Genomic DNA, 1,986 nt, shown 5'->3' on the forward strand with positions numbered 1-1,986 from the left:
CTACTTCAACAAGCTCGGCGGCAGCCTGGGTACCATGGGGATGCTGGATTTCCTCTTTGATCGCAAGTGTATTTTTAAGATCGCCAACACGGGTCAGAACGTCGAGGAACTGGAACTGGAACTGATCGACTACGGCGCGGAGGAAGTGTTCCTGGACGAGGAAACCGACCAAATCAATGTTTACGGAGAGTTTACCTCCTTCGGTAGCCTGCAAAGCTACTTTGAGGAAAATAATGTCGAAATTGCCGAAGCGGACTTCGAGCGCATTCCCAATGACTCCAAGAAATTGAGTGAGGAAGAAACCGCCGAGGTAGAAAAGCTCATCGAGCGCATCGAGGAGGATGAAGACGTGCAGCGGGTGTATCATACGATGGGGTAGTTTTAAATTTATTATCATGAAAAAAATATTTCTCTTTGCTTTGCTCCTCTGCTGGACAGAGGAAACTACTGCGCAAACCAACGCCAACAGCCCGGCTTTGCAAGTCAAAACCGCCAACGGTACGCTGGAAGGCGTGGACGAGTCAGGTATTCGTGCGTTCAAGGGAGTGCCCTTCGCCGCGCCGCCCGTGGGTGACCTGCGCTGGCGCGAGCCGCAGCCGGTCAAAAACTGGACGGGTGTACGTAAAGCCCACGACTTTGGGCCACGCGCCATGCAGTTGCCGCTCTTCGGAGACATGAATTTCCGTTCCGATGGTGTCAGCGAAGATTGCCTGTACCTGAACGTGTGGACACCCGCTAAAACTGACACTGACCGCCTGCCCGTGCTGGTGTACTTCTACGGCGGCGGCCTGATGGCGGGCGACGGCTCCGAACCTCGCTACGACGGCGAAAGCCTGGCTCGTCGGGGCATCGTGACCGTCACGGTCAACTACCGCCTTACCATCTTCGGATTTTTCTCTCATCCTGAGCTTTCTAAGGAATCGCCGCACAAGGCCTCGGGCAACTACGGTTTTCTGGATCAGGCCGCCGCGATGCAATGGGTGCAGAATAATATCGCCGCTTTTGGTGGCGACCCCAAACGGGTGACCATCGCCGGAGAGTCGGCGGGTTCTTTCTCCGTAAGTGCCCAAATGGCCTCACCGCTGGCGAAGAACCTGATGGCAGGGGCCATCGGCGAGAGCGGCTCATTGCTGGGTTTTCGACCGATTCCTCCTTTGGCCGAAGCCGAAAAGACAGGAACCGAGTTTGCGGATGCCGTGGGCGCAACTTCCTTGGCTGCGCTCCGGGCTATGCCCGCACAGACCCTGCTGGAAACTACCACTAAGCCCAGTATTCCCCGTTTTTCAGCAGTGGTGGACGGGTATTTCTTCCCCAAATCGCCCGTCGATGTGTTCGCTTCGGGGCAGCAGGCGCAGGTACCTCTGTTGGTAGGCTGGAACTCGCAGGAAAGCGGCTACCAGGGAATATTGGGCAAAGAGCAACCCACATTGGACAACTACACGAGTGCCGTGAGAAAGATGTACGGCGAACAGGCCAATGAACTACTGAGAGTGTACAATCCTTCCAGCGATGCCGAGGTGGAGCAGGTAGCCACCGACATGGCTGGGGATCGGTTTATCGGTTTCAGCACCTGGAAATGGTCTGACCTCCACAGCAAAACCAGCGGTAAGCCTGTTTACCGTTATCTTTACGCCCGGCCCCGGCCCGAAATGCGGGTGGAGATGGGCAATGCCACCGCAAACCTGGCGGGCGGCATTACGAGAAATGACGACGCAACGGCGAAAAGGCCTCCCGCTCCGAAGGGGGCCGTACACTCGGCGGAAATTGAGTACGCGCTGGGTAACCTACCCACCAATCGTGTTTACGACTGGCAGCCGGAGGATTTCAAGGTGTCGGAAATCATGCAGCTATTTTTTGCTAATTTTATCAAAACGGGCAACCCCAACGGCCTCGGCGTGCCGCAGTGGCCTGCTGTCAAGAGCGATGTACCCGCCGAAGTGATGCGTATCGACATCCAGTCTAAAGCTGAGACCGAAAAGTACCGGG

2 protein-coding genes are annotated in these 1,986 nt (G+C 56.1%); both read left to right on the top strand.

Annotation, left to right across the window (positions count from 1 at the left end; translation table 11 throughout):
- The coding region (locus tag ACEW8P_RS01950) for a YebC/PmpR family DNA-binding transcriptional regulator (protein WP_373511431.1) at positions 1-379 on the top strand (379 nt) is incomplete at its 5' end.
- Between the two features lie 16 nt (positions 380-395).
- Positions 396-1,986 (top strand): carboxylesterase/lipase family protein (locus ACEW8P_RS01955; protein ID WP_373511432.1); only part of this gene is annotated, 1,591 nt, incomplete at its 3' end.

Source organism: Persicitalea sp., assembly GCF_041751555.1.
Classification (GTDB): Bacteria; Bacteroidota; Bacteroidia; order Cytophagales; family Spirosomataceae; genus Persicitalea.